Source organism: Pseudomonas sp. NCHU5216, assembly GCF_052156495.1.
Taxonomy (GTDB): domain Bacteria; phylum Pseudomonadota; class Gammaproteobacteria; order Pseudomonadales; family Pseudomonadaceae; genus Aquipseudomonas.
On the sequence record NZ_JBQLIX010000001.1, the window covers coordinates 1 to 25,811 of the forward strand.

Below are 25,811 nucleotides of genomic sequence, written 5' to 3' on the forward strand. Positions count from 1 at the left end.
CTGCTCAGATGGACTCTTTCAAAATCGGCAGCGGCCGAAGTCGGCCAGAAATAGCGGCCTATTTCAGACCTTCCTTAACGCTTACATCACCCAGTGGGAAGTCTCGACAGCTAGTGCAAGCAAACTCGGCACCTACAATGAATAGCCCTGTTGGTCCGCCTCTTCCTCAGGTTCAAGTTAAGACTGGGGAGAGATTTTCTTGGGCCAACGGCTTTGTACAGTACGACAACCAAGTTCAGCAACTGGCTGCGAGTGCTTTGCAGGAGTTACAGTCAAGCCAAGAGTTTAGACGGTATGGCCCTAGCGTCGGGAAACAATACCTCTCGCAAGAATTAACGCGTGCGCTTCAACAATCGCTATTGACTAATTGGTTCTGGGAAGAGGGCTCAACGTCGATACGGTTAGCATTCAGCGCGAATGGTTCCAAATATGAATGGCTCCGTAATGTAACGCTATCTAAAGATCAAGTGGATGCAATGCGGCAGAGCGGAAAATACTACGGTGCGGGATATGGAGTTGTCTTCGGCTCTGAGCTTGTTCCGGTTGGCTCTGCGCAGCCGGGACATAAGGTTGCCGTAGATGGTTCATAGTTACCCAACCTGGCGGTGCAGGGTGCAATTGGCAGTGAAGCTGCATTGAAATGGATTGTTTTAGCCTTCTGCTATAGGTTGTGAACCATTCTTAGCCATATCGGCCACGAAAAAGTGACTGATCAAGAAGGTGGCCGATTCATTTTAATCTTAGGGATGCATATGCGCCGCCCCACCTACTCAACCGAACTGATGAATAATACAAAGTGGCGTGAGATCCTAAGTCTAGTTGGGTGCATGGGTGAAACATTCGAGGTGGCTTATGTCTGGGAGGAGCGCTTTCAGCTCGCATTGCCACCTACGGAAGAACAGCTAAAAGAAAAATATATTGCCGACCCTGGAATAGCAGGTGGCCCGGCTGAATATAGTGAGATTTACTCCATACGTATTCCAAGAAAAATCTGGAGTCAAAACCCGCGAACAGGCGAAAAACTACAAAGCACTGAAAAAAGCGACCGTTTTCTAGTAGAGGCAGCAAAGCTGGGCTTGCTGCCTCTCGAAATAGAGGATGACTTCATATATGTATATGGCTATAGCAAGTAGCCTGGGTTGAACGCAGCGATACCCAGGGGGCAGGGGCATGATGGGTTTCGTTGTACTCAACCCATCCTACGAATGGGCAAGACCGGGCCTGAATATCAAGGAGTGAGTGATGGTGAATTTTGACTGGCACAGCGACCCAATTACCGCCGAAACCCCGGTGACCGAAGGCTATCGGAATACCCAGAACGTGCGTCGATTCCTGACGGCGGCTTGTGGCCCTGGCTTCAAGTTCGATCGTGAGTTCATGGCCTGGATCAAGGATGGAAGGCCCAAGACCATGGGTGAGGTGGCAGCGCAGTGGCGGCTGCGCAATCGAGACTGAACATGGAGGCTCTGGTGCGATCCCGCGAGCTGTCACTGCTGCGGTGGCAATCGCTTTCTTCATTTCAGCAGGCCGTGGTTCTGAGTCTGAGCGTTACGGCGCAGCAGATCGAGTTTGCCGGCACGGTCGAGCGTTCGGTTCAGGTGTGCCAGGCGGATCAGGTCGATGAGATTGCCGGCCTGGCGATCATCGAGGCGAGCAGTGTGATCGGTTTTCTGCTGCTCAAGCGCGGGGCCAGCGCACCCGCCTGGACAGGAGCGAATGCTGTTGCGGTCAGCGCCATGCGTATCGATCTGTCCAGGCAGGGCCAGGGGGTGGGGGCTGCCGCTCTGTGGGCTGTGCCTGGCTGGTTGGCTGAGCATTGGCCTGGGGCAACCGAACTTATCCTGTCCGTGGATGAAGAGAACCAGTTGGCGCGTAACGCTTATGCCAAGGCGGGTTTCGTCGACCTCGGCAAAAGGGAAGAGGGCCGTATTGGCTGGGTGCGCTATATGGCCAGGCCGCTTCGGGGCATTTCGAGTTAGCCATACTGGTTATGACAGTAACCGGCAAATCTCAGGTGCTGCCTGCTGCAGGCAGGAGTAGTGGGATAAGCCTTCCATCCAGTGAACCTGCACCTTGTCGGTCATGACGCGCGCCAGGTAGCGGCTCATGCCGGGTGGTGACCAGTTGTCTGCGCTGCCATGCCAGAGATGAACAGAAGCCGGTTCGTCGAATATGCCTGCGGGCCATGGCGCCAGAAACTGCTCGATATCCCGCGCATAGCCGCCAATTCCCTCGGCAAAGCACTCGGCCAGAACGCGTTGCATGGTCGCCTTGAACTCGGGCTGTTGCGCCAGCTTGGCGTCCGCACCCTGGGCGCAGGCAAATAGCATGCGGTACAGAAGGCCAGGTGAGCGTCTGGCCAGAACGGCCTGAAAACGGCTGAGCAGGCGAAACAGGCTGGGCTGATTGCGCGCCAGGTTGAACACGGCTTTGCCTGCCATGGCTGGCAGAAAATCACCTCGGTCGAGCGGCGCCACGGCCGAGACGAGATGCAGGCTGCTCACCTGGCCAGGCAGGTAGCGGCTGGTTTGCAGGGCGACATGGGTGCCCAGGGAAAAGCCGATGAAGTCGACTGGGGCGCTCGAAGAGGCAGCGTTGATGGCTTGGGCGAGATGCCGGTAGTAAGCCTCGCCCTGGAGGCGCTGCTCGATGGCGAATCTGTCGAAGCAGAGCACGCGCAAGCCGTGCTGCCTTGCCGGGGCGTCGAGCATGCAGGCTTCATGAGGGGAGCCCGGTGCGCCATGGAAATAGACGACGGGCTTGCCACTCGGCTCTCCATATTCCCTGACTTTCATCCCTGTGCTCCGTGATGGGCCGTGCCCGCCCATGCTAATTCAGGCCCCCAGTCGACGGGTGACTTCGCCCAGCTCGCCAGAGAGTTCGTGCAGATTTTGGCTGGCAAGCTGGGTGCGCCCGACGTTCTCCTGGTTGGCACTGGCAATCGCCGTCAGCTCGGTAAGGTTGCGCGAGATGTCTTCGGCCACCGAGGTCTGCTCTTCGGCTGCCGTGGCGATCTGCTGGTTCATGTCGCGAATGGCTTCCACCGCTTCGGTGATGCGCTGCAGCATGGCGCCAGCCTCGGTGACCTGGGTGACGCCCTGTTCGCTGCGTTGCTGCCCGCTTTCGATGGCGCGTACGGCATCCAGGGCACCGGTTTGCACGGTGCTGATGATCTGGTTGATCTCGGCGGTGGACTCGGCGGTGCGTTGCGCCAGATGGCGAACCTCGTCGGCGACCACGGCGAAACCGCGCCCCTGGTCTCCCGCGCGAGCGGCTTCGATGGCGGCGTTCAGAGCCAGCAGGTTGGTTTGTTCGGCGATGCCGCGAATCACTTCCAGCACCTTGCCGATACGGCCACTGTCGCTTTCCAGGCGACGAATGACTTCTGCAGTGTTGGCGATCTCGCCCCGGATGTCGGTAATGGTGGCGATGGTCGACTGCATCACCGTACTGCCCTGGCGTGCCGAGTCGTCGGCATCGTTGGCGGCATGGGCGGCATCTGCCGCATGGCGCGCTACTTCCTGTGCGGTGGCGGACATCTCGTGCATGGCGGTGGCGACCTGATCGGTACGCTCGAACTGTTCGGTCACGCCCTCGTGCATGCGTGCAGCGATGGTGTTGAGCTCGCTGCTGGCGCCGTCGAGATCCTCGGTGCTTCGATGCAGGCGTTCGGTGGTGCTGGCGAGGAAGTCGCGCAGGGTGTTGGCAGCACGAGCCAGCATGCCCAGCTCGTCCTGACGGCTGCTGTCCACGCGTTGGCCGAACTGGCCGTGGCTGAGCTGGTCGACGTGGCCGATCAGGTGGCGGATGGGGATGATCAGGTGGCGATTGACCAGCCACAGGCTGAACATGGCAATGGCCAATGCGGCGACCAGCATGATCAGTGAGCCATTGAAGATGGTTCGCTCGGCACTGGCATTGATCCGGTCTGCCTGCTGCAGGCTTTGTTGGCGGAGCTGTTCGACCAGAGCCGTCATCTGTTCGCTGGCGGCTCGGTCGATGCCTTTGACTGCCTCATCCCCGGCCTGGGGGTTGGCACCGGCCTCGATGAAGGCATCGCGGCCCTGGCGATAACGCTGCCCCAGGTCACGGTGTTCGTTGCGCAGCCGCTCGACCTGAGCTTTCAGCGCTGGGTCGTCGCTGCTTTGCGCCAACTCATCGAGTATGGACTGTACCTTCTGTTCCTGTGCCTCGAACTGGCTCCAGTAGCGTTGCAGGTTGGCTGCATCCTTGCCACGCAGCAGAACGTTCTTCCATTCCTGCACCTGAATCTTGAATTCGAGGTTGGCCGCGTCGATCAGGCGTGTGTACTGCACCGGCCCGTCGAGCAGGTCGCGATAGGCATGAATGCCACTGGAGAGAAAGCTGAAGCAGGCCAGCGCCGTGAGCAGAATCAGCGCCAAGCTGCCACCAATGAGGGACAGAATCTGTGCGCGTAGGGACTTTTGCAGCATGGGAAACACCGTTGAAATGGAAGAAGGGATCAGGCCGACTCTGCCCATAAGCAGTGCCACCATACGGATATCCATTTCGCCGCACCGACTGCATGTTGCACGCACTTGTGCCGGTTATTGGAGCGTAGGTCGGTGTAGAGTTACTGGCCAGGGGACATTTGATAACAGTTTGATGACAAAAATATTTCAATTTGGTGATGCGCAGAACATCGTGTGTACCCGCGCCTGCCGTTCCTGATCAGCAAATGGCCTGGGGGCCAGCGCAGCGATAGCCCCCGGCGTTCGTCATCTTCAAGCGAGTGAGCTTCGAGTCGTCCTGCTGTCGCTCCTACACAAAAGCAGCATCAGGCCAGGCGCAGGTGGTTGTCCCACAGGCCGGCAGGCAGTTGCAGGGCGCTGGCGGTGATGCGTTCGCTGCGGCAGTCGTACAGGCGACAGCGGCCCTGGCCGGAGGTGACGACGAAGCCGTCACGCACGGCGCCGACGCCGGCGCAGTCCGCCAGGGGCACGTCCAGGCGCACTTCGGCGCTGTCCAGATCCCAGACGAAGAAGCGGTTGCCGCGCGGCGCGGTCATGGCCAGCAGGCGCAGGTCGTCATGGATGGCAACGCTGGCGGTGTACTGGTTCATGGCCACGCGCTGCGCTTCGCCGAGGGGGAAGGGCTGGTAGGGCTGGCCGGGGCGCTTGATCGCCAGCAGCGGCACCTTGTCGTGCAGGTCGCCCATGTATTGCTGGCCGCTGACCACGGTGCCGTCGCGGGCCACGGCGAGGTGGCGGATGCTGTTTTGCTGGTCGGCCAGGCGCTCCTGGCTGAGCAGGCTGCCGTCGCGTTTCATCAGCACCAGGCTGGCCTGCATGGCATCGAGGTTCATCTCCACGCGGCTCTCGGCTTCAGTACGGATGCCGCCATTGGCCACCACCAGGGTTTCGCCGTCGGGCATCCAGAGTAGTTGGTGCGGGCCAACGCCGTGGGTGGAGTATTCGCCGGTGCGTTCCAGACGCTGATCCTTGAGAGCATAGGTGCCGAGCACACCACGGCCGGGCTCGCTGGTGTCGTTCTCGGTGGTGTAGACCCACTCGCCGCTGCCATGGAACACCGCATGGCCGTTGAAGTGGCGGCCCTGCGGCGAGTGCAGCGTTTGCAGCAGGCGGCCGTCGCGAGTGTCGATCAAGTAGCTTTCGGTGCTCGGACGGCGACCGACGAACAGCGCCAGCGGCAGGCTGGGGTGCGGCACCACGTCGTGGCAGCGTTCGTTCACGGCGGTGGCGAAGGCGCGTTCACCATCGAGGCGATAGCCCACCGCATAGTGGCGGCCATCGTTGTCGTCACGGGCCGAGAGCAGCAGCGGCTGCCCGCTGGGGCCGAACAGTGTCCAGCCGGCGAAGGCACCGGCGGTGCTGCCGACGCCGAGCAGGGCGGCGAGGCCGAGGAAGGTTCTGCGTTGCATCCGTCAGTCCCCATCGTGAGCATTGAAGCCGATCTGTACCCCGAGGGCTTTGGCTAGGTCGCTTTCCTGCAGGCGATGCAGGCGGTTGAGGCTGTCGTACAGTTCATTCAACTGGCTGCGGCCCTCTTCGTTGGCGAGCAGTTCGCTCAGCGGCAGGTCGAGGGCGGCCAGGCGCTGGCGGGTGTCGAGGTAGGCGGCGTCGATACGCTGGGCCAGTTCCGCCTGGTCGCTGCTCAGCAGCGCTTGCAGACCGTCCTTATTGCTGCCGTGCCAGAGCAATTCGGCGCTGGCCAGGGCCGAGGCGATATTGGCCAGGCTGGCACCACTGCGCCAGGCCTCGGCCTGGTAGGGCTGGGGAATGCCCTTGCTCTGGCGGCCGAGCGGTGCGCCGAGTTTCTTCTTCAGGCCGTCGATGCCGCTGACCTGCACGCGCAGCAGTTCGGCCACGGCTTCCTTGGCATCGGCGTAACGGTCATTGGGAAAGGTCTTGAGCTGGGCGGCCATGCCATTCTTGTCGGCCTGCCATTGCGCGACGATATCCGCGGCCAGGGCCTGCTGGTGTTGCCCGATGCCTTGCAACAGTGGGCAGTAGCGAGCTTTCTGTGCGTCCTGGCTGAGGTCGATGCCATTGTCGAACAGCACGTATTCCGCAGCCGTCAGGCCTTGTACCACGACGCTGGCGCTGGCGAGGTCGGCCTGGTTCAGTTGCGGCTTGCTCTTGAGCAGGGCTTCCACCTGGCGCTGCACCAGGTTCTTCTTGTCCGGCCAGAACTGCACCTGCCAGGCGCGGTTGCCTTCGGCCATGGGGCCGATCATCAGAGGTTGTAGCGCCGACCAGGCGCTCATGGCACCGAGGAAGGCCTGGCGTGCGGCAGGCAGATCCGCCGTGCCGGCGCAGAAGGCCGCGCTACGTTCGGCCAGTTGCCGATCGGCTTCCTGCCAACTGGTATAAGCCGGCAGCAGCACGCCGTCGGCGAGGGCGCCGGTGACCTTGGCGGTCTGATCCTGCTGGCCGCAGCCGACCAGGGCCAGGCCAAGCAGGGAGGCGATCAGGCTCTTGTGCAACATCTCGGGCTCCTTAGAGGGAATTGAGGAAGGCGAGCAAGGCGGCTCGCTCGTTGGCATCGAATTGCAGCACGCGCTGCTTGGCCGCTTCGGCCTCACCGCCGTGCCAGAGTATGGCCTCCAGCAGGTTGCGCGCGCGACCGTCATGCAGGTACTGGGTATGGCCGTTGACCGCCTGGGTCAGGCCGATGCCCCACAGCGGTGGCGTGCGCCACTCGCGGCCAGTGGCGAGAAACTCCTCGCGGCCATCGGCCAGGCCTTCGCCCATGTCGTGCAGCAGCAGGTCGCTGTAGGGGCGGATCAGCTGGTTGGCCAGCTCGGGTTCGGCGGCATCGGCGGCGGTGGTGAAGCTCGGCGTATGGCAGCCCTGGCAGCCGGCCTGATGGAACAGGCTCTTGCCCTCGAGCACAGCGGGCGCATCGACATCGCGGCGCGCCGGTACGCCCAGGTTGCGGCTGTAGAACAGCACGCTGGCGAGGATGTTGTCGCTCACCTCCGGCTTGCCGCCGTTGACCGCCGCCTGGCAGTCGGCCTGGGCCTGGGTGCAGTTGTCATGGGCGATCAGGCTGGTGGTCAGGGCCATGTCGTTGGCGAAGGCTTCGGCGTTCTGCTGGTTGAGGCTGGGCTGGCCAGCCTTCCAGCCGAAGCGGCCGAGCACGGTGCGCTGCAGGGCGCGATCCCAGACCTGATTGGCACGACCGGAAATGCCGTCGCCATCGGCATCGTCCGGGTCGGCATTGGCCAGGATGTCGGCCTCGGGGATGGCCTCGAGCAAGCCCAGGCCGATCATCGGCGGAGCGACACGGGCGGAAAAACGGGTGTCCGGGTGCATCGGGCCATAGCCGAGCTGGCTGATCTGCAACTGCGGTTTGCGCAGTTGCACCTCGCTGCCATCGGCGAACTGCACCAGCACGCTGCTGTAGCTCAGGCGCACCTTGCCTTCGGGGGCGATGCCGGGGTTGGCCATGTCCTGCAGTTGGCTGCCGTAGGTGGGTTCGGGCACCACGCCCTGATGCAGCAACCGTTCGTCATCCTCGGCGGTGGCCGGAATCGACAGGCGCACCAGCATCGATGCGGCGCTGTTCGCATCGGCTTCCGGGGGATGGCCCCGACCGTCCTTGATATGGCAGTTCTGGCAGGCGTTGGTGTTGAACAGCGGGCCAAGACCGTCACGGGCGGTGGTGGAAGCCGGGGCGGGCACCCAGGGATTGCGGAAGAAACTGTTGCCCACCGCGAAGTCCAGGCGCCGGCTTGGCGCCAGGTTGGCCGAGGGCTGGGAAAAGGCGTTGTGATCGAACCTGCGCACCGTGGCGGCACCCGCCGAGAGTGCCTCGCCAGGCTCGGCGGTGGTGAAGCGCGGTTGTTGGTCACAGGCGCTCAGCAGCACCAGCAGAGGGAAGAGACGGAGCAAAGGCGACATCGGTAACGCGATCCGGGTGGCGGGGCGTCAAGATTAGCAGGCTAACTTCATTTAAATAAGATCAATTAGCGTTAACCGCCAGGGCAAAAGGTCGCGCCAGGAGCCTGTGAGGCTGCCAGGGCCGCGCGCCTGTGAGGTCGCGCGGCTGCTGTGGCGGGTTAGTTGATGCGAAAGCGCGCGACCTGTTGCTGCAGGTCGCTGCCCAGGCGTGCCAGGTCGACGCTGGCAGCGGAGGTTTCCTCGCTGGCAGCGGCCGATTGCTCGGCGATGTCGCGGATATTGGAAACGCTGCGGTTGATCTCCTCGGCCACCGAGCTCTGCTGTTCGGAGGCGGTGGCGATCTGCTGGTTCATCTGCTGGATGCGTGACACTGCCTCGTCGATACGGGTCAGCGCGGTACCGGCCTGGCGCGCCGCCTCCACGGTTTCACCGGCCATGCCGCGGCTTTGCGCCATCACGCCCACGGCGTTCTCGGCACCGCTCTGCAAGGTGACCACCAGTTGCTCGATCTGCTGGGTGGATTCCTGCGTGCGCCGTGCCAGGGCGCGGACTTCGTCGGCGACCACGGCAAAGCCGCGGCCTGCCTCACCGGCACGCGCCGCTTCGATGGCAGCGTTGAGGGCCAGCAGGTTGGTCTGTTCGGCAATGCTCTTGATCACATCGAGCACGGTGCCGATGTTGGCGCTGTCGCCCTTGAGACGGGCGATGGCTTCGGCGGAGGCTTCCACGGTGCGCGCCAACTCTTCGATACGGCTGACGGCCTGCTGCACGATGGTGCTGCCCTGGCGGGTCTGGTCTTCGGCGTCGCTGGCCGAGCTGGCGGCGTTTTCGGCATTGCGCGCAACGTCCTGCACGGTGGCGGCCATCTCGTGCATGGCAGTGGCTACTTGGTCGGTTTCCATGCGTTGCTGAGTGACGCCGGCACTGGTCTGCCCGGTGACGGTCGAGAGTTCCTCGGCCGCCGTGGCGAGCTGGGCGATGCCGGAGCCGAGCTTGCCGATCAGGTCGCGCAGACTGAGAGTCATGGCATGCATGGCCTGCATCAGTTGCCCCAGTTCGTCGCGACGGTCACTGTGGATGTCTGCCGTGAGGTCGCCACTGGCCACCTGCTGGGCGATACCCACCACACGTTGCAGCGGGCCGACGATGGCCTGGGTGATGAACAGCGCGCAGGCGACGCCGAGGACGAAGGCGACCACTGCGGCCAGCAGCAGGTTGCGCCTGGCCATGCTGGAGTCGCTCTGCATCAGGTCGCGTTGCATCTGCAGCGACTGCAGTGAGGCGGCGGCGACTTCGCGCGCGCGGTCGGTCATATCCTGCTCGCTCTGCTGCAGTTGGTTCAGGCTGTCCTGTAGTTGAGCGAATTGGCTGCGGTAGTTGGCCATTTGTTCGAGGGCATTCTGCACGTCGGCGCGGGCACTGCTGTTGCCGAGTTCGTCGAGCAGTTGCTGGCCTTTCGCTTCGATCTCGCTGAAGTGCGCTTCGAGTAGCTGGGCGTACTGAGCATCCTTGCGCAGCAGGAAGTCCTTTTCCCGGCGGCGGGCTTCTAGCAGCTCCCGGGCCAGAGTGCTGGCCAGGTTGGCGCGATCGAGCATGGCGATACCGTTCTGGTCGCCTGTGCCCTGAATCTGCACCACAGCCTGCTGACGCAGGGTGGTTTCCAGCTCGGTGAAGAGCTTGAGTGCCGCGCGGGCCGAGTTTTCCATGGCATGCAGGGCATCGTTGCTGAGCTTGCCGGCGGCCTGGAGCTGTACCAGCTCGTTGCGGTAGCTGTCGGCGTCTTCCTGAATCTGGCGCATCAGCGCCTTGTTTTCCGGGCGATCGAGTTCCGCTTCTTTATCGGCCGCCTGTTCATGGAGCTGTTGCGACATCGACAGGGCATCCTGCAGCGCTTTTTCGTCCTGGCGTAGCAGGTAGTTCTTTTCCTGCTGTCGAGCCAACAGCAGATTGGTATTGATTTCGCCGACACCCATCAGGCTATCGATGCGTTCGAGCGTGGTATTGAGGCTGGAGCTGCCAATCCAGACGGTGGCAAGCGTGATGAGCAGAATCAGACCGAAGCCGCCGAGTAATTTCTTGCGCACACTCAGGTCGAGCAGGAGAGAAGTGAGGACGTTCATGATGCTTCCTTGTGCTGTCTGTCGTCTGGCAATGCAAATTGTTTGACGACATTCCCGGTTGGGGGATACCTCTGCGTGGTTGTTGCCTCTTGTCGTTGCGATTGGAGTTTGAAGCGGATGTGACAGTGCTGTGATGACTAGGATCAGGATAGCAGTCGGCGTGCCACCAGCAATTCAGGCCCGTCTTTTTCGACAAGTGGTACTGGAGTGCTCGGTGGGCTCAATCTGGCTTCAGGGAAGGCGGATCCACTACATGCTCCTATGAGGGCGCCTCTAAAGAACTGCCTCGGCTTGGGCTTCAGGCTTCAGCCGTTTATTGCCGCAACGGCCAGCTCACCACGAAGCAGCTACCGCCGTGCGCAGATGGCTGCCAGAACGCCCGTCCGCCGTGGGCCTGGGCGATGGCCTTGACCACCGCCAGGCCCAGGCCGCTGCCACCGCTCTTGCGTGAGCGTGAAGGGTCGCCACGGCGAAAGGCCTCGAAGATGTCGGCGGCCAGGGCACCGTCGATGCCGGGGCCGTCGTCCTCTACGCTCAGCCGGCAGTCGCCGTTGACCTGCTCGAGGCGCACCTGCAGCGTGCCTGGATCGGCATGGCGCAGGGCATTCTCCAGCAGCGCCATCAGCGCCTGGCGGATGCGCACGGCATCGCACTCCACTTGCAGCTCGGCGTCCAGTTCCTGCAGCAGGTGAAAACCCTTTTCCGCCAGCGGCGTGGCGAAGGCCTGTAGCACGCTGGCCAGTTCATCGGCGAGGCGCACGCTGGCCCGTTGCACTTCCAGGTGGCCGCTGTCGTTGAGGCTCAGTACGCGCAGGTCTTCGATCAGGTGGTTGAGGCCTTCCACCTGACGCAGCAGGCCCTCGAACAGCTCGCTGCTGGGGCTGAACACACCTTCGGCCAGGCCCTGCAGGCGGCCACGCAGTATGGTCACCGGGGTACGCAGTTCGTGAGCTATGGCGGCATTCCAGAACTCGCGTTCACGGGTCATGCTCTGCAGGCGTTCGGCCATGGCATTGAAGTCGCGCACCAGTTGCGCGGTTTCGCCCATGGCCTGTTCGTCCAGCGGCGCACGTGCATCGAGCCTGCCCTGGGCCACTTCACGCAGGCTGTGCGCCACCGAGTTCAGCGGGGTGATCAGCCGTCGCGACAGGCGCACGGCGACGAGCACCGCCATGCCCAGCGCGGCGATGATGGTGCAGCCGATCCAGATCATTTCCACCCGCGAGGGCATCCAGGTTTCCGAGATGCTGCCCGGCAGATAGGCCATCGCGATGGCGTAGAACACGTAAGAGCCGAACACCGCGATGAAGATGATGCTCAGCGCCATCACCGCCAGGGACTGGATGAACTGCCGGCGCAGGCCCGGAGTCGGCTTCATGATTCGGCGCCGAAGCGATAGCCCACGCCCCAGACGCTGGCGGGCACGCCCTGGATGTCGATGGCTTCGAGCTTCTTGCGCAGCTTGCTGACGTGGCTGTCCACGGTGCGCTCCAGGGTGTCGCCTTCGGGCAGGCAGTTCTCCAGCAGTTCGGCGCGGCTGAATGCGCGTTTCGGCGCGCGCATCAGGCAGGCCAGCAGCTTGAATTCGGTCAGGGTCAGTTCCAGCGTGTGCGCCTGGCCATCACGAAAGACGCTGGCCTCGTGGCTGTCCAGGTCGATCTGGAACGGGCCGACGCGCAACACCTGAGTGGTCGCTGGCGTGCTTGCCCGCGTGCGCCTTAGCACCGCTTGCACCCGCGCCACCACCTCGGCCGGGTTGAAGGGTTTGACCACATAGTCGTCGGCGCCCAGGCGCAGCCCCATCAGTTTGTCGATGTCCTGGTCGAGCGCGGTGAGCATGATCACCGGGGTGTCGCCACGGGAACGGATTTCGCTGAGCACCTTCCAGCCATCGACGCTCGGCATCTGCACATCGAGCAGCAGCAGATCGGGCTTGAGCGCCTGGTGCAGGGCCAGGGCCTGCTGGCCGTCGCTGGCATGCTGGGTACGCAGGCCGCTGCGCTGCAGGTAGGCGATGAGGATGTCGGCGATCTCGGCTTCGTCTTCGGCGACCAGCACCAGCGCGGAGGTGTCGGGGCTGACGCGTGCGTGGGGATCGGACATGGGCAGGCTCGCAGACGGTGGCTGCGAATGTTATCGCGCCCTCCATGCTTTCTCCACAAAGCCTCGAATCATTCGCAACAGCCGCGCTTCAGACTGCCGCCTCGATCAGCTCCGGCCGGCATCAGGTCGTCCGGGCGTAGCGTGCAACGAGGAGTGGGTCATGGGCAGTAAACAACGGCATCTGGGCATCGTGCTCGCAGGGCTTGCCGTACTGGTACTGGCAGGTTGCGACGCGCAGCCAGAGCAACGCGAAGCAGCCGCGCCGCTGCAGGTGTCGGTGCTGACGCTCGAGGCGCACGAGCTGGCGGTCAGCGAGAACCTGCCCGCGCGTGTGGCCGCCGTGCGCAGCGCCGAGATTCGCGCGCAGATCGGCGGCATCGTGCAGCGCCGCCTGTTCGAGCAGGGCGCCGAGATCGAGGCCGGTGCCGTGCTCTTCCAGATCAACCCGGCGCCGTTCAAGGCCGAGGTCGACAGCGCAGCCGCTGCCCTGCAGCGCGCCGAGGCGACCCAGGCACGGGCGCGGGTACAGGCCGAGCGGCTGCAACCGCTGGTAGCGGCCGAAGCGGTCAGCCGCCAGGTGTATGACGACGCCGTGGCGCTGCGCGAGCAGGCTGCCGCCGACGTGGCTCAGGCCAAGGCGACGCTGGCGCGGCGCAAGCTGGATCTGCAGTTCGCCAGTGTCGAGGCACCGATTGCTGGTCGCATCGATCAGGCACTGGTCAGCGAAGGGGCGCTGGTATCACCCACCGATGCCACGCCCATGGCGCGCATCCAGCAGATCGACCAGGTCTACGTCGACGTGCGCCAGTCCGCCTCGATACTGGGCACGCTGCATCAGCAGGCCGGTTCGGCGACGCGGGAGCTGAACTTGGAGATCCTCGGCAGCGACGGCAAGCCCTTGGGCATGCGTGGGCGCATCCTGTTCTCCGGTATCGAGGTGGATGCCGGCACCGGCGACGTGCTGCTGCGAGTGCTGGTGGACAACCCGCAACGGCGCCTTTTGCCTGGCCTCTACGTGCAGGCGCGGATACCCCGCGCGCATTACCCCGCCGCGCTGAGCGTGCCGCAGCAGGCGGTGAGCCGTACCGCGGGCCAGGCCAGCGTGTGGGTGGTCGACGCCAAGGGCCAGGTAGACCAGGTGCCCGTCGAACTCGGTGAGCTGGTCGAGCGCCGCTACCGCGTGGTGTCCGGGCTCAGTGCCGGGCAGCAGGTGGTGGTCGAGGGCATCGAGCGTCTGAGTCCCGATGCTCAGGTCGCCACGCGCCCGTGGCAGCCTGCCGCCAGCGGCGAACGACTCAGCGCCGTCGCGCGCTGAGTTGGGAGAAAACCTCATGCCGCAGTTCTTCATCAATCGCCCGGTATTCGCCTGGGTCATCGCCTTGTTCATCGTGCTGGTTGGCGTCATCGCCATCCCGCAATTACCCATCGCCCGCTACCCGTCGGTGGCGCCGCCCTCGGTAACCCTGTACGCCACCTACCCAGGCGCCACCCCGCAGACGCTAAACGACTCGGTGGTGAGCCTGGTCGAGCGAGAGTTGTCGGGGGTGAAGAACCTGCTGTACTTCGAGTCCTCGGTGGACACCTCGGGTACCGCGCAGATCACGGCGACCTTCAAGCCGGGCACCAATGCCGAGCTGGCCCAGGTCGACGTGCAGAACCGCATCAAGGCGGTGGAGCCGCGCCTGCCCCAGGCCGTGCGGCAGAACGGCTTGCAGATGGAGTCGGCCGCTTCGGGCTTTCTGATGATGGTCGGCATGACCTCGCCCAACGGTCAGTACGACGAAGTCGCGCTCAATGACTACCTGGCGCGCAACATCGTCCAGGAACTGCGCCGTATCGACGGGGTAGGGCGCGTGCAACTGTTCGGCGCCGAGCAGGCCATGCGTGTCTGGGTCGACCCGAACAAGCTCACCGCCTACAGCCTGACCATGACCGAACTGGGCCAGGCCATCGAGCAGCAGAACGCGCAGATCGCCCCTGGCCGCGTCGGTGACGAGCCGACCCTGCCGGGCCAGCGCCTGACCGTGCCGCTGACCGTGCAGGGGCAACTGAGCACGCCTGAGCAGTTCGCCGCCATCGTCCTGCGCGCCGGTCGCGATGGCGCCAGAGTGGTGCTTGGCGACGTGGCACGGGTCGAACTGGGCGCACAGTCCTATGCCTTTTCCAACCGCGAGAATGGCGTGGCAGCGACCAGTGCAGCCATTCAGCTCTCGCCGGGGGCCAACGCCGTGCGCACTGCTTCGGCCGTGCGCGAGCGCCTGGCCGAGCTGGCGCCGAGCATGCCGGCAGGCATGGCCTACTCGGTGCCGTTCGATACCGCGCCCTTCGTCAAGGTCTCCATCGAAAAGGTCATCTACACCCTGTTCGAGGCCATGGTGCTGGTGTTCCTGGTGATGTTCCTGTTTCTGCAGAATCTGCGCTATACGCTGATCCCGGCCATCGTCGCGCCCATCGCGCTGCTCGGTACCTTTGCGGTGATGCTGCTGGCCGGCTTCTCGATCAACTCGTTGACCATGTTCGGCATGGTGCTGGCCATCGGCATCATCGTCGATGACGCCATCGTGGTGGTGGAGAACGTCGAGCGGCTGATGGCCACTCAGGGCCTGTCGCCGAAAGAAGCGACCGTGCAGGCGATGCGCGAGATCACCGGGGCGATCATCGGTATCACCCTGGTGCTCACCGCCGTCTTCATCCCCATGGCTTTCGGCAGTGGTTCGGTGGGGGTGATCTACCAGCAGTTCACCCTGGCGATGGCCGTGTCGATCCTGTTCTCGGCCTTCCTCGCTCTGAGCCTGACCCCGGCGCTGTGCGCCACGCTGCTGCGCCCGGTCAGTGCCGATCATCATGGCAAACGCGGCTTCTTCGGTGCCTTCAACCGCGCCTTCGAGCGCATGACGGCGAGTTATGGCGCGCGGGTGGCGCGCCTGGTCGGCCGCAGCGGGCGCATGATGGCTGCCTTCGCCGTGCTCTGCGCGGTGCTGGCGCTGGCCACTGCGCAGTTGCCGTCGTCCTTCCTGCCCGAGGAGGATCAGGGCTACTTCATGACCTCCATCCAATTGCCCACGGGGGCCACCAGCGAGCGCACGCTGGACGTGGTCAAGGCCTACGAGGCGCACGTTGCCTCGCGTCCAGGGCTGAGCACCAATCTGGTGGTGCTGGGCTTCAGCTTCGCCGGTTCCGGCCCCAACGCGGCCATCGCCTTCACCATGCTCAAGGACTGGGACCAGCGCAATGGCGCTACCGCCGCCGAGGAAGCCGCGCTGGCGCAGCAGGCCATGGCGAACAACGTCGAGGGCACGGTGATGAGCCTGATGCCGCCAGCCATCGATGAGCTGGGTACCTCCTCCGGTTTCACCCTGTTCCTGCAGGATCGCGCCAACCGTGGCGAGGCCGCGTTGCTGGCCGCGCAGGCGCAACTGCTCGAGCTGGCGGCGCAGAGCGAGGTGGTCAGCGATGTCTACCCCGATGGCCTGCCGCCCGGCGAGAGCATCCGCCTGGAGATCGACCGGCAGAAGGCCGAGGCCATGGGCCTGTCCTTCGCGGCCGTGAGCAGCACGCTGTCGGCGGCCATGGGCTCGCTGTACGTCAACGATTTCCCCAATGCCGGGCGCATGCAGCAGGTCATCCTGCAGGCCGACGCCTCGGCGCGTATGCAATTGGACGACGTGCTCGGCCTGCGCGTGCGTAACGCCAGTGGCGGCATGGTGGCGCTGCGCGAAGTGGTGAAGCCGGTATGGAGCAAGTCGCCGCAGCAAATGATGCGCTTCCAGGGCTTCCCCGCCGTGCGTATCGCCGGCAGCGCCGCGCCGGGCATGTCCAGTGGTGCGGCGATGGCCGAGATGGAGCGCCTGGTGGCGCAGTTGCCGCAGGGCTTCGCCGCGGCCTGGACCGGGCAGTCGCTGCAGGAACGCCAGTCGGCGGCTCAGGCGCCAATGCTGATGCTGCTCTCGGCGCTGGTGGTGTTCCTGGTGCTGGCGGCGCTGTACGAGAGCTGGTCGATCCCGCTGTCGGTGATGCTGGTGGTGCCGCTGGGCCTGCTCGGTGCGGTAGCCGCTGTGATGCTGCGTGGCATGCCCAACGATGTGTTCTTCAAGGTGGGGATGATCACCATCATCGGCCTGTCGGCGAAGAACGCCATCCTCATCGTCGAATTTGCCCGCCAGTTGCACGCCGAAGGCCGCACGTTGATCGATGCTGCGGTGACCGCCGCACGCCTGCGCCTGCGGCCGATCCTGATGACCTCGCTGGCCTTCACCCTTGGCGTGGTACCGCTGATGCTGGCCTCCGGCGCCAGCGCCGAAACCCAGCATGCCATCGGCACCGGGGTGTTCGGCGGCATGCTCAGCGGCACCTTGCTGGCGGTGTTTTTCGTGCCGGCCTTTTTCGTCTTCGTCATTGGCACGCAGGAGCGCGTGAGCGCCTGGCGTGCGCAGCGTGGCCGTGCCGCGCTGAGCCAGGAGAATCTCTGATGCGCCTGTTCCTGACCCTGCCGCTGCTCGCCTGTCTGAGCGCCTGCTCGATGACGCCAACCCTGGAGCGTCCGGTGCCGCCCGTACCGGCGAGCTTTCCCCTGGCGAGCGCGGCACCGGCTGCGAAGTTGCCGACCAGTGCCCTGGGCTGGCGCAGCATGTTCGGCGATGCGCGCCTGCAACGGATGATCGACCTGGCGCTGGCCAACAACCGCGATCTGCGGCTGGCCACGCTCAACGTCGAGGCGATGAAGTCGATGTTCAATATCCAGCAGGCCACGCGCCTGCCGTCGGTGTCGATCGACGCCAACCGCACCCGCGAGCGGACGGCGGCGCAGGGCAACGACGGCCAATCGCGCCGTGAGGTGTCCGACCAGGTGGCCATGAACGTTGGCATCAGCGCCTTCGAGCTGGATCTGTTCGGCCGGGTGCGCTCGCTGTCTGATGCGGCGCTGGCGCGTTACCTGGCCAGCGAGCAGGGCCGCGATGCAGCGCATATCAGCCTGGTCGGGGCGGTGGCCGAGGCTTACTTCGCCCAGCGCCTGGCCGACGAGCAACTGCAACTGAGCGAACGCACCCTGGCCGACTGGCAACAGTCGCTGCAACTGGCGCGCCTGCTCAAGCAGGCCGAGCAGAACAGCAGCCTGGACGTGGCCCAGGCAGAAGGGCAGGTGGCCCTGGCCGAAGCCGACCTGGAGGCGCGCCGTCGTGCTCTGGCGCAGGCGAACAATGCCCTGCAACTGCTGGTGGGCAGCGAGTTGCCGGCCGACCTGCCGGCGGGCTTGCCGCTGGAGCGGCAGTCGGTAATCGCGCAGCTACCGGCAGGCCTGCCAGCGGATCTGCTGCTGAACCGACCGGATCTACGCCAGGCCGAGCAGGCGCTGGTGGCTGCCAATGCCGACATCGGTGCGGCGCGGGCGGCGTTCTTCCCGCAGGTCTCGCTGACCGCATCGTTCGGCTACGCCAGCACCTCGCTGGACGGCCTGTTCGACCCGAGTCGCCAGGTCTGGCGCTTCACCCCGCAGATTTCGCAGCCGTTGTTCCAGGCCGGGCGACTGCGCGCAGAGCTGCGTCTGGCCAAGGTGCGCAAATCCGAGGCTATCGCCCAGTATGAGCGCGCCATCCAGACCGCCTTCCGCGAGGTGGCCGATGCCTTGGCCGGTACGGCCACCTTCGAGCGCCAGATCGAGGCGCAGTTGCGTGCGGTGACGGCCTCCGAGCGGCGCCTGGCACTGTCCGACCTGCGCTACCGTGCTGGCGTCGAAGGGCGTCTGGAACTGCTCGACGCCCAGCGTCAGTTGCAGGCCGCACGGCAGTTGCTGTTGGAGTTGCGTGGCGCAGAAATCGCCAACCGGGTAGCGCTGTACAAGTCGCTGGGTGGCGGCCTGCATGAGCGTGACGGGGCGCAGACTGCCGCTTTCATGGCGGCTTACTAGCTGACCAGCCCCATGCCTAGCTGCTGATGATGCCGGGCCTGCTGCTATTCATGAACCATCCTGGCTGACCGTGTGGGTAACCGCAGCATGCCGCTCACTGGCTTGATGGCGTTCGGCTGCTGGCGGCCTTCGCGAGAGGCTCTGCGGGGGAGGCCGGTAGAAGGTAGAGCGCCACCTACCGGCCATGCTTCAGGCCACGCGGAAGCGACTGATCTGCTGCTGCAGGTCGCTGCCCAGACGGGCCAGGTCGACGCTGGAGGCCGAGGTTTCCTCGCTGGCGGCGGCCGACTGCTCGGCGATGTCGCTGATGCTGGAAACGCTGCGGTTGATCTCCTCGGCCACCGAGCTTTGCTGTTCGGACGCAGTGGCGATCTGCTGGTTCATCTGTTGGATGCGTGATACCGCTTCGTCGATCTGATCCAGCGCAACGCCGGCCTGGCGCGCCGTCTCCACGGTGTCGCTGGCCATGCTGCTGCTCTTGTCCATGACGTTCACGGCACTTTCGGCGCCGTTCTGCAGGGCGGCGATCAACTGTTCGATCTGCGCGGTGGATTCCTGTGTACGGCGTGCCAGGGCGCGGACTTCGTCGGCGACCACGGCGAAGCCGCGGCCAGCCTCACCGGCACGAGCCGCTTCGATAGCGGCGTTGAGGGCGAGCAGGTTGGTCTGTTCGGCGATGCCCTTGATCACGTCGAGTACGGTGCCGATGTTGGCGCTGTCGCCCTTGAGGCGGGTGATGGTTGCCACCGACTCCTCGACCGTTTGCGCCAGGCGTTCGATACGCTCGATGGCCTGCTTCACCACTGTACCGCCCTGGCGGGTCTGCTCCTCGGCTTCGCTGGCCGAATGAGCGGCCGTTTCGGCGTTACGGGCAACGTCCAGCACCGTGGCCGTCATTTCGTTCATGGCGGTGGCGACCTGTTCGGTTTCCATGCGCTGCTGGGTGATGCCGGCGCTGGTCTGCTCGGTCACCGCCGAGAGTTGTTCGGCCGCAGTCGCCAGTTGGGTGATGCCTGAACCGAGGTTGCCGATCAGGTTGCGCAGGCTGCTGGTCATCTCCTGCATGGCCTGCATCAGTTGGCCGAGTTCATCACGGCGGTCGTTCTCGAAGTTCGTGGTCAGGTCACCACTGGCTATCTGCCGGGCGATAGCAACGACATGCTGCAGCGGCCCGACTATCACCTGGGTGATGCCCAGGGCGCAGAGCAGCCCGAGGATGATCGCCACCACGGCGGCGCTGATCAGCATGCTCTTGGCATCGCTCGAGCCGCTTTCCAGCAGCTGCCGTTGCAGTTTCATCGACTGGCTGGAAGCATCGGCCACCTTTTGCGCGCTGTCGTTCATTTCCTCTTCGGAGCGGTCGAGGGCCGCCCTGGACTGCCGCGCGTCGTTGAAATTCTTGTAATAGTCGTCGATCAGCGCAGCGGCCTCTTGCAGGTTTTGCTGGATGTCGTAGCTCGTGCTCATGGCCATGAGCTGTTTGACCTCTTGCTGCATGGAGGCGTAGCGCTCGTCCACCTGTTTGGCGTAGCTCTCATCGCCAAACAGCAGAAAGTTCTTCTCCTGCACCCTGGAGCTCAATATGGCAAGAAGTAGGTCATTAGCCTTGTTGCTCTGCTCGAACAGCGCGGTGCTGAGCTGGTCGTTGCCTTGAGCGATCTGTTCGGTGGTGGCCTTGCGTAGCGCCTGGGTCAACTTCTGGATGCGCTCTATGGCAGTCTGTGCAGACTTGCGCATCTCCTGTTGCTCGGTCTTGTTCAGCGCCGTGGCCTTGCCGACGTTGAGTAGTTCACGGCGATAGCGATCCTGATCCTGCTGCACCTGACGCATCAGCTCCTTGTTCTGCGGCAATTGCAGACGGATCTCGCTTTCCTGTGCCAGCTTGCCGACTTGTTCGGCAAGCTGGATGGCCTTGTCCAGATACTGGTTGTTGCCACGGATGATGTAGTTCTTTTCCTGCTGTCGTGCCTGGTTCAGCTTTCTGTCCATGACGTTGACGTTTTGCAGGTTGTCCATGCGTACCAGGCTGGTATTCAGCGCCCAATGGCCTACCCAGGCCATGCACAGGGTAATCAGCATGAGAAGGCCGAAGCCGGCCGTCAGTTTTTTTCGGACGCTCAGATCGAGCAAGGTGCGGGTCAGTGCGTTCATGGTCTTTCCTGTTTTTTATGGGATTTTTTCGCGCGCAGGTGCGCAGGAAATGCCTCAGCACGCATGCAAGGCTTGGCTGGGCTGTATAAGCGAAACGGGGACAGCGAAGGGGACGGAGGCTGGGTGCTGATCGATGATCTGCCCAGCCGGGTGAGGGACTTGTGGGGCGGGAAAAGGCAAAGCCCTTGCAGACACCCTGCAAATGTTTTTGCCAGCAGAAAGACCTACTGACCAAGTCAGGATAACAGTCGGGCTAATGGTGGCAATATGATTTCATGGGTTCTGCAGAAATTGGCCAGTTATGACCTAAAATTGGCTTTTTACTGGAACATTCGTGCAATTTTCTTCATTTTCTTCCCAGTTCGAGCGAGATGGCGTCAGCACACTGCTGCAGGCTTTCCCGGTAGCGCTCGCGGGCCACGGGGCTGTCCATCACCGCTTCCGGCCCTGACAGGTTGATCGCCGCCACCACGTCGCCACGGTGGTCACGCACGGCGCAGGCGATGGCGGTGGAGTAGTCGGAGCGGTGCATCACCCAGCCGCGCTCGCGGTCGCGTTCGAGCAGTTGTTGCAGCTCGGGCAGGGTCTTCGGCGCGGGCGGCGGGTAGTCGTCCAGGCGTACGTGCTGGTATAGCGTGTCCAGTTCCATGGGCGTCAGGCCGCTGAGCAGCATGCGGCCCATGGCCGTGCAGTGGCAGGGGATGCGCGTGCCGATGGGGATGTTCACCGACAGCCGCTGGGCAGCGAAGGCGCGGCCGATGTAGAGGCTGTCGGTGTGCTCGCGAATGGACAGGTGGCATGACAGCGAGGTGCGGTCGCGCAGGGCATTGAGGTGCGGCATGGCGATGTCCACCAGGTCGCGGCTGGCCAGGTAGGCGAAGCCGTCGCAGAGCACCTGCGGGCCCAGCTCGTAGCTGTTCTTGCCGAGCTTGCGCAGGTAGCCCATGTCGGTGAGCGTGACCAGGATGCGGTAGATGGCCGAGACGCTGACGCCGAGGCGCTCGGCGATGGCGTTGCTGCTCAGGCTGCGCTCGCTGGCGTTGAACATCTGCAGGATGCTCAGGCCCCGCTGCAGCGCGGGGACGCGGTAGTCCAGTTCGTCTTCTTGGATGCCCATGGTTGTCCTCCAGATTCGGTGGTGCGCATGGCGCACCCTACGTTTGGCGCCATGGCCGTAGGGTGCGCCGTGCGCACCTTGGGGGCTCAGGGCAGAGCGTCGATGCCTACCGGCTGTCCACCGAATTCCTGCATGGCGTCGAGCAGCACGCCCCAGAAGTAATGCACCGAGGCGCGGTCGCAGAGAAGGTGCAGGCACGGCACTGCGCCCAGCGGCAGGTTGGCGACGATGACGTTGATCCGCGCCGCCGAGGTCTGCGCTACCTGGCCGACGGCGAAAGCCTGCGCGCTGAGGTCGACGCCGCAGAGCTTGGCCATCACCTCGGCTCCGCAGGTGCCTGTGAGCACCAGCCAGGCGTGGCTGTCCTGGCGCGGCAGGAGGTACTGGCCGGCGCTGGCCTGCCACTGGCTTTCTTCGCACTGCGCTTTGCTGCCGGCATCGTGCAGGCTGCCGAGCAGCAGGTACTCGGTTTGCGACAGGCGCAGCACATGGCTGCCATCGGCCTGGCTCAGCGCCTGGTTGGGCGCTTGCGGTAGCTGGTAGCCCAGCGCGCCCAGGTAGTCGGCAGCCGCCGGGCCGCGCAGGCCGTAGCGGGCGAGGCTGGTCAGGTCGATGAGCGCGCAGTGGCCCAGCAGGGCGCTTTCGTCGCCCTGGCCGTAGGTGGTGACGATGCAGCTCTCGCCGAACGGAGCGAGAGTGGTGCCGGCCTGCAGTCGATATAGAGGGCTGCGTGCTGCGAATTGATTGGCTTGGAGGGTCATCTCACAGCTCCTGACGTTGGCTTTCAGGGTCATAGAAGGGCAGTTGCACCACCCTGGCCTGCACCACCTCGCCGCCTTCGACGCGGATCGGCAGGCGCTGGCCCGGCGCGGCCTGGTCGGGCGCGCAGTAGGCCAGGCCGATGATCTGGCCGAGGGTTTGCGAGTACTCGCAGGAGGTGACGTTGCCGCTGATGTCCGGCCCCTTGAGCACCAGATGGCCTTCCAGCGGCTGGCTGCTGCCCTTGGGCAAGGTGAAGCCGACCAGCTTGCGGATCGGCGGCTGCGCTTCGAGGATCTGCACCGAGCGCTTGCCGACGAAGAACGGCTTGCTGCGAGCGATGGCCCAGCCCATGTCGATCTCGGCCGGGCTGGTCATGCCGTCGGTGTCCTGGCCGATGATGACGTGGCCCTTTTCCAGGCGCAGCAGGCGCTGCGTCTCGACGCCGAACGGGCGAATGTCGAACTCCCGACCGGCTTCCATCAGCGCATCCCACAGGGCTTCGCCGTAGCGCGCCGGGACGTGGATCTCGTAGCTCAGTTCACCGACGAAACCGACCCGCAGCAGGCGGGCGGGAATACCCGCCACCGTGCCCAGGCGTACCGCCAGGTAGGGGAATCCCTCGGCGGACAGGTCGACATCGCCGCACAGCTTGGCCAGCACCTTGCGCGAGTCCGGCCCGGCCAGGTTGACCGCTGCCAGCGCGGCGGTGACGTTGGTGATGTCGACGTTCAGGCGCCACTGTGCGTTCCACTTGAGCATCTGCTGGTAGACGCGGTCGACACCGCTGGTGGTGGCGCTGACGTAGAAGTGCTCGTCGGCGAAACGTGCGCAGACGCCGTCGTCGATCACCACGCCGTGCTCGTTGGTCATCAGCGCATAGCGCGAACGGCCCACCGGCTGCTTGGCGAAGGCGAAGGTGTAGAGGCGGTTGAGCAGCTCGGCGGCGTCCGGGCCGCGCACGTCGAGGCCGCCCAGGGTGGAGACGTCGATCAGGCCGACCTTCTCGCGCACCTGGCGCGCCTCGGCCTGCATGCAGGCTTCGCGTTCTTCCGGCTTGCCGTAGTAGGCCGGGCGCTGCCAGATGCCGGCGGGCATCATCTTCGCCCCCAGCTCCAGATGGCGTGCGTGCATGGCGGTTTGCCGATACGGATCGAAGCCACGGCCGGCGACCTGCGCCAGGGTTTCCGGGCTGAACGGCGGGCGCGCGGTGGTCACCCCGGTTTCGCTGACGCTGCGGCCCGTGGCCTGGGCCACCAGGCGTGCGGTGGGCAGTGCCGAGTGGCGACCCTGCGAGGGGCCCATGCCAACGGTGGAGAAGCGCTTGACCAGTTGCACGTCGCGGTAGCCGATGCGGGTGGCGTTGACGATGTCGCGCACCTGTAGGTCTTCGTCGAAGTCGACGAAATCCTTGCCTTTCGGGTGCGGGAAGATCGGCCAGGGGAAGTTGACTCGCGGCTCGGCTGGCAGCTCGCGCAATGGCTGACTGGTTTCCAGGCCGAGAGCGGCGAGTGCGCGCAGGGCGCCGTTGGCGGCATCGATAAGCAGCGCGTCGAGGGCGTTGCGGCCATTGACCGAGCCGACCACCTGCAGCCCGCTCGGCAGGCCGGACAGGCTGAAGCAGGCACTGGCGTCGTCGTAGGCCAGCTTGCCGCCGGCCTGGCACAGCAACTGGTACACCGGCATGTAGCCGGCGGATATGCACAGCAGGTCGCAGTCGATGCGCAGGCCGCTGCCCGCCACCTTGCCTTGGCCGCTGATGCGGCGCACGTCCACGGCGTTCAGGTGCTTGTCGCCCAGCGCTTCATAGACCGTGCTGCCGGCATGACAGGCGACGCCACGGGTTTGCAGGGCGGTGGCCAGACTGCCGTCATCGGCACGTTCGCGCATGTCCACCAGGGCGGCGACCTCGACACCGGCATCGAGCAGGTCGAGGGCGGCCAGGTAGCCGTCGTCGTTGCCGGTCAGCACCACGGCGCGCTGGCCCGGCTTGACCGCGTAGAGCTTGATCAGGCGCTGCGCGGCGCTGGTCAGCAGCACGCCGGGCAGGTCGTTGTTGCGAAATACCACCGGCTGGTCGAAGGCACCCGCCGCGACGATGCACTGGCGGGCGCGCACCTTGTACAGGCGCTTGCCCTGGATCACCGGCAGGTAGTGGTCGGTGAACCAGGCGTTGCAGGTGGCTTCCTTGAGGATGCGGATATTGGCGTGGCCTTCCACGGCGGCCAACAGTTCGGCACGCAGCTCGGCGGCACGTTTGCCTTCGACATCGAATCGCGCCCAGGCCAGCGCGCCGCCCAGATAATTCTGCTGTTCGATCAGCAGCACCTTGGCCCCGGCGTTGGCAGCGGTCAGCGCCGCGCACAGTCCGGCTGGGCCGGCGCCGATCACCGCCAGATCGGTGAACAGGAAAGCCTTGTCGTGGTACTGCGGCTGCAGCTCGAGGTTGAGCACGCCGAGGCCGGCTTTCTTGCGGATCAGCGGTTCCCAGACCTTCCACATGCCCTTGGGCTTGTAGAACGAGCGGTAGTAGAAACCCACCGGCATGAACTTGGAGAAGTGTCCGAGCAGAGCGTCGCGATCCTTGTCCAGGCTGCCGTTGTAGTTCTGCGCGCTGACTTGCAGGCCGCCAGACAGCGGCTGCATATCGGCCAGCACGTTGGGCTCGTCCGGCAGTTGCACCAGGGTGTTGGCGTCCTGCCCGGCCATCGACAGCGGGCCGCGCGGGCGGTGGTACTTGAATGAGCGCGACAGCAGCCAGCGCTGATTGGCCAGCAGGGCGCTGGCGATGCTGTCGCCGGCCAGGCCCTGATAGGTGGTGCCCTCGAAGTCGAAGCTGACCGGGCGCTTGCGGTCGATCAGCAGGCCCAGCGGGGCCGGCAGGCGGACATCGGCGCTCATGCGCTCACCTCCTGGGGTTTGGCAGGCGCGGCGAAATCGATGCGGCGGTCGAACAGTTCCTTGGGGTCAAAGGTGCGCAGGATCTCGTCACTGACGGTGTGGCGCTCGGCCAGGAACCAGTAGCTGGAGGCGTTGTGCATCCACCACTCGGTGACGACGCCGGCGATGTTCTCGCTGTTGAACACGTAGTCGGCCCATTCGGCGTCCGAGCAGGTGTTCGGGTCGGGCATGCGCTTGAGTTCGCCGCCATAGGTGAATTCGTTGATGTTGCGAGGCCCGTTGAGCGGGCAGGGCATGATCTTCATGGGTTCAACTCCTTGACGAGCAAGGCCGGGGTAATGGGATCGTAGGAGCGAGCTCTGCTCGCG

At 64.5% G+C, this 25,811-nt stretch carries 19 protein-coding genes and 1 pseudogene; 6 read left to right on the forward strand and 14 right to left on the reverse strand.

The window, feature by feature from the left end:
- Positions 1–704 precede the first annotated feature (704 nt).
- From ACSVIK_RS00005 to ACSVIK_RS00015, 3 genes are all read left to right on the forward strand, one after another.
- Positions 705–1,133 carry a hypothetical protein gene (locus ACSVIK_RS00005; protein ID WP_442442324.1) on the forward strand — a complete coding sequence of 143 codons (429 nt, stop codon included), beginning with the start codon at positions 705–707 and terminating at the stop codon, positions 1,131–1,133.
- Between the two features lie 112 nt (positions 1,134–1,245).
- Positions 1,246–1,455 carry a DUF6434 domain-containing protein gene (locus ACSVIK_RS00010; protein WP_442442582.1) on the forward strand — a complete coding sequence of 70 codons (210 nt, stop codon included), beginning with the start codon at positions 1,246–1,248 and terminating at the stop codon, positions 1,453–1,455.
- Positions 1,456–1,457: 2 nt separating this feature from the next.
- Positions 1,458–1,979: a GNAT family N-acetyltransferase gene (locus ACSVIK_RS00015; protein ID WP_442442325.1), complete on the forward strand. Its 522-nt coding sequence runs from the start codon at positions 1,458–1,460 to the stop codon at positions 1,977–1,979.
- Between the two features lie 9 nt (positions 1,980–1,988).
- Here ACSVIK_RS00015 and ACSVIK_RS00020 read toward each other — a convergent pair whose 3' ends face one another.
- From ACSVIK_RS00020 to ACSVIK_RS00060, 9 genes and pseudogenes are all read right to left on the reverse strand, one after another.
- Entirely contained in the window at positions 1,989–2,828 is an 840-nt protein-coding gene (locus tag ACSVIK_RS00020; RefSeq protein ID WP_442442326.1) for an alpha/beta fold hydrolase, read from the reverse strand.
- Positions 2,829–2,834: 6 nt separating this feature from the next.
- The gene (locus tag ACSVIK_RS00025; protein ID WP_442442327.1) at positions 2,835–4,454 is read right to left on the reverse strand and encodes a methyl-accepting chemotaxis protein; all 1,620 of its coding nucleotides are present in this window, start codon (positions 4,452–4,454) and stop codon (positions 2,835–2,837) included.
- A 344-nt stretch (positions 4,455–4,798) separates the two neighbouring features.
- Positions 4,799–5,902: a DUF1513 domain-containing protein gene (locus tag ACSVIK_RS00030; protein WP_442442328.1), complete on the reverse strand. Its 1,104-nt coding sequence runs from the start codon at positions 5,900–5,902 to the stop codon at positions 4,799–4,801.
- Positions 5,903–5,905: 3 nt separating this feature from the next.
- Positions 5,906–6,970 (reverse strand): imelysin family protein, encoded by a 1,065-nt coding sequence (locus tag ACSVIK_RS00035; RefSeq protein ID WP_442442329.1) that lies wholly within the window; start codon positions 6,968–6,970, stop codon positions 5,906–5,908.
- Between the two features lie 10 nt (positions 6,971–6,980).
- Positions 6,981–8,399, reverse strand: coding sequence for a di-heme oxidoreductase family protein (locus ACSVIK_RS00040; protein ID WP_442442583.1), 1,419 nt, complete (start codon positions 8,397–8,399; stop codon positions 6,981–6,983).
- 146 nt (positions 8,400–8,545) lie between these two features.
- Positions 8,546–9,430, reverse strand: coding sequence for a methyl-accepting chemotaxis protein (locus ACSVIK_RS00045; RefSeq protein WP_442442584.1), 885 nt, complete (start codon positions 9,428–9,430; stop codon positions 8,546–8,548).
- Positions 9,404–10,507, reverse strand: a pseudogene (locus ACSVIK_RS00050) (methyl-accepting chemotaxis protein); the annotation flags it as partial. The gene ACSVIK_RS00045 and the pseudogene ACSVIK_RS00050, both read right to left, overlap by 27 nt.
- Before the next feature lie 313 nt (positions 10,508–10,820).
- Positions 10,821–11,885: an ATP-binding protein gene (locus ACSVIK_RS00055; protein ID WP_442442330.1), complete on the reverse strand. Its 1,065-nt coding sequence runs from the start codon at positions 11,883–11,885 to the stop codon at positions 10,821–10,823.
- Positions 11,882–12,610: a response regulator gene (locus ACSVIK_RS00060; protein ID WP_442442331.1), complete on the reverse strand. Its 729-nt coding sequence runs from the start codon at positions 12,608–12,610 to the stop codon at positions 11,882–11,884. The genes ACSVIK_RS00055 and ACSVIK_RS00060 overlap by 4 nt, the downstream gene beginning before the upstream one ends.
- A 160-nt stretch (positions 12,611–12,770) precedes the next feature.
- Here ACSVIK_RS00060 and ACSVIK_RS00065 point away from each other — a divergent pair, with 160 nt between their 5' ends.
- From ACSVIK_RS00065 to ACSVIK_RS00075, 3 genes are read left to right on the forward strand one after another with little or no spacing between them, the layout of a single operon-like run.
- Complete coding sequence (locus ACSVIK_RS00065) at positions 12,771–13,925, forward strand: efflux RND transporter periplasmic adaptor subunit (protein WP_442442332.1); 1,155 nt, start codon at positions 12,771–12,773, stop codon at positions 13,923–13,925.
- A 16-nt stretch (positions 13,926–13,941) separates the two neighbouring features.
- Positions 13,942–17,079, forward strand: a complete 3,138-nt coding sequence (locus ACSVIK_RS00070) for a multidrug efflux RND transporter permease subunit (protein WP_442442333.1) — start codon at positions 13,942–13,944, stop codon at positions 17,077–17,079.
- The gene (locus tag ACSVIK_RS00075) at positions 17,079–18,515 is read left to right on the forward strand and encodes an efflux transporter outer membrane subunit (protein ID WP_442442334.1); all 1,437 of its coding nucleotides are present in this window, start codon (positions 17,079–17,081) and stop codon (positions 18,513–18,515) included. Before ACSVIK_RS00070 ends, ACSVIK_RS00075 begins: the two co-directional genes overlap by 1 nt.
- A 189-nt stretch (positions 18,516–18,704) precedes the next feature.
- Here ACSVIK_RS00075 and ACSVIK_RS00080 read toward each other — a convergent pair whose 3' ends face one another.
- The 5 genes from ACSVIK_RS00080 to ACSVIK_RS00100 form a co-directional block, all read right to left on the reverse strand.
- Positions 18,705–20,666, reverse strand: a complete 1,962-nt coding sequence (locus ACSVIK_RS00080) for a methyl-accepting chemotaxis protein (protein WP_442442335.1) — start codon at positions 20,664–20,666, stop codon at positions 18,705–18,707.
- A 346-nt stretch (positions 20,667–21,012) separates the two neighbouring features.
- On the reverse strand, positions 21,013–21,783 hold the full coding sequence (locus ACSVIK_RS00085) for an IclR family transcriptional regulator (protein ID WP_442442336.1): 771 nt from the start codon (positions 21,781–21,783) through the stop codon (positions 21,013–21,015).
- An 86-nt stretch (positions 21,784–21,869) separates the two neighbouring features.
- On the reverse strand, positions 21,870–22,544 hold the full coding sequence (locus tag ACSVIK_RS00090; RefSeq protein ID WP_442442337.1) for a sarcosine oxidase subunit gamma: 675 nt from the start codon (positions 22,542–22,544) through the stop codon (positions 21,870–21,872).
- Position 22,545: 1 nt separating this feature from the next.
- Complete coding sequence (locus ACSVIK_RS00095; protein ID WP_442442338.1) at positions 22,546–25,443, reverse strand: 2Fe-2S iron-sulfur cluster-binding protein; 2,898 nt, start codon at positions 25,441–25,443, stop codon at positions 22,546–22,548.
- Complete coding sequence (locus tag ACSVIK_RS00100; protein WP_442442339.1) at positions 25,440–25,748, reverse strand: sarcosine oxidase subunit delta; 309 nt, start codon at positions 25,746–25,748, stop codon at positions 25,440–25,442. The genes ACSVIK_RS00095 and ACSVIK_RS00100 overlap by 4 nt, the downstream gene beginning before the upstream one ends.
- Positions 25,749–25,811: the final 63 nt, after the last annotated feature.

What these genes read in the sequence shown, in the direction of transcription:
- ACSVIK_RS00025 (WP_442442327.1), bottom strand. Translation starts at nt 4,454, where the DNA reads ATGCTGCAAAAGTCCCTACGCGCACAGATTCTGTCCCTCATTGGTGGC.
- ACSVIK_RS00020 (WP_442442326.1), bottom strand. Translation starts at nt 2,828, where the DNA reads ATGGGCGGGCACGGCCCATCACGGAGCACAGGGATGAAAGTCAGGGAA.
- ACSVIK_RS00100 (WP_442442339.1), bottom strand. Translation starts at nt 25,748, where the DNA reads ATGAAGATCATGCCCTGCCCGCTCAACGGGCCTCGCAACATCAACGAA.
- ACSVIK_RS00035 (WP_442442329.1), bottom strand. Translation starts at nt 6,970, where the DNA reads ATGTTGCACAAGAGCCTGATCGCCTCCCTGCTTGGCCTGGCCCTGGTC.
- ACSVIK_RS00060 (WP_442442331.1), bottom strand. Translation starts at nt 12,610, where the DNA reads ATGTCCGATCCCCACGCACGCGTCAGCCCCGACACCTCCGCGCTGGTG.
- ACSVIK_RS00080 (WP_442442335.1), bottom strand. Translation starts at nt 20,666, where the DNA reads ATGAACGCACTGACCCGCACCTTGCTCGATCTGAGCGTCCGAAAAAAA.
- ACSVIK_RS00085 (WP_442442336.1), bottom strand. Translation starts at nt 21,783, where the DNA reads ATGGGCATCCAAGAAGACGAACTGGACTACCGCGTCCCCGCGCTGCAG.
- ACSVIK_RS00090 (WP_442442337.1), bottom strand. Translation starts at nt 22,544, where the DNA reads ATGACCCTCCAAGCCAATCAATTCGCAGCACGCAGCCCTCTATATCGA.
- ACSVIK_RS00065 (WP_442442332.1), top strand. Translation starts at nt 12,771, where the DNA reads ATGGGCAGTAAACAACGGCATCTGGGCATCGTGCTCGCAGGGCTTGCC.
- ACSVIK_RS00095 (WP_442442338.1), bottom strand. Translation starts at nt 25,443, where the DNA reads ATGAGCGCCGATGTCCGCCTGCCGGCCCCGCTGGGCCTGCTGATCGAC.
- ACSVIK_RS00075 (WP_442442334.1), top strand. Translation starts at nt 17,079, where the DNA reads ATGCGCCTGTTCCTGACCCTGCCGCTGCTCGCCTGTCTGAGCGCCTGC.
- ACSVIK_RS00045 (WP_442442584.1), bottom strand. Translation starts at nt 9,430, where the DNA reads ATGCAGGCCATGCATGCCATGACTCTCAGTCTGCGCGACCTGATCGGC.
- ACSVIK_RS00055 (WP_442442330.1), bottom strand. Translation starts at nt 11,885, where the DNA reads ATGAAGCCGACTCCGGGCCTGCGCCGGCAGTTCATCCAGTCCCTGGCG.
- ACSVIK_RS00070 (WP_442442333.1), top strand. Translation starts at nt 13,942, where the DNA reads ATGCCGCAGTTCTTCATCAATCGCCCGGTATTCGCCTGGGTCATCGCC.
- ACSVIK_RS00015 (WP_442442325.1), top strand. Translation starts at nt 1,458, where the DNA reads ATGGAGGCTCTGGTGCGATCCCGCGAGCTGTCACTGCTGCGGTGGCAA.
- ACSVIK_RS00030 (WP_442442328.1), bottom strand. Translation starts at nt 5,902, where the DNA reads ATGCAACGCAGAACCTTCCTCGGCCTCGCCGCCCTGCTCGGCGTCGGC.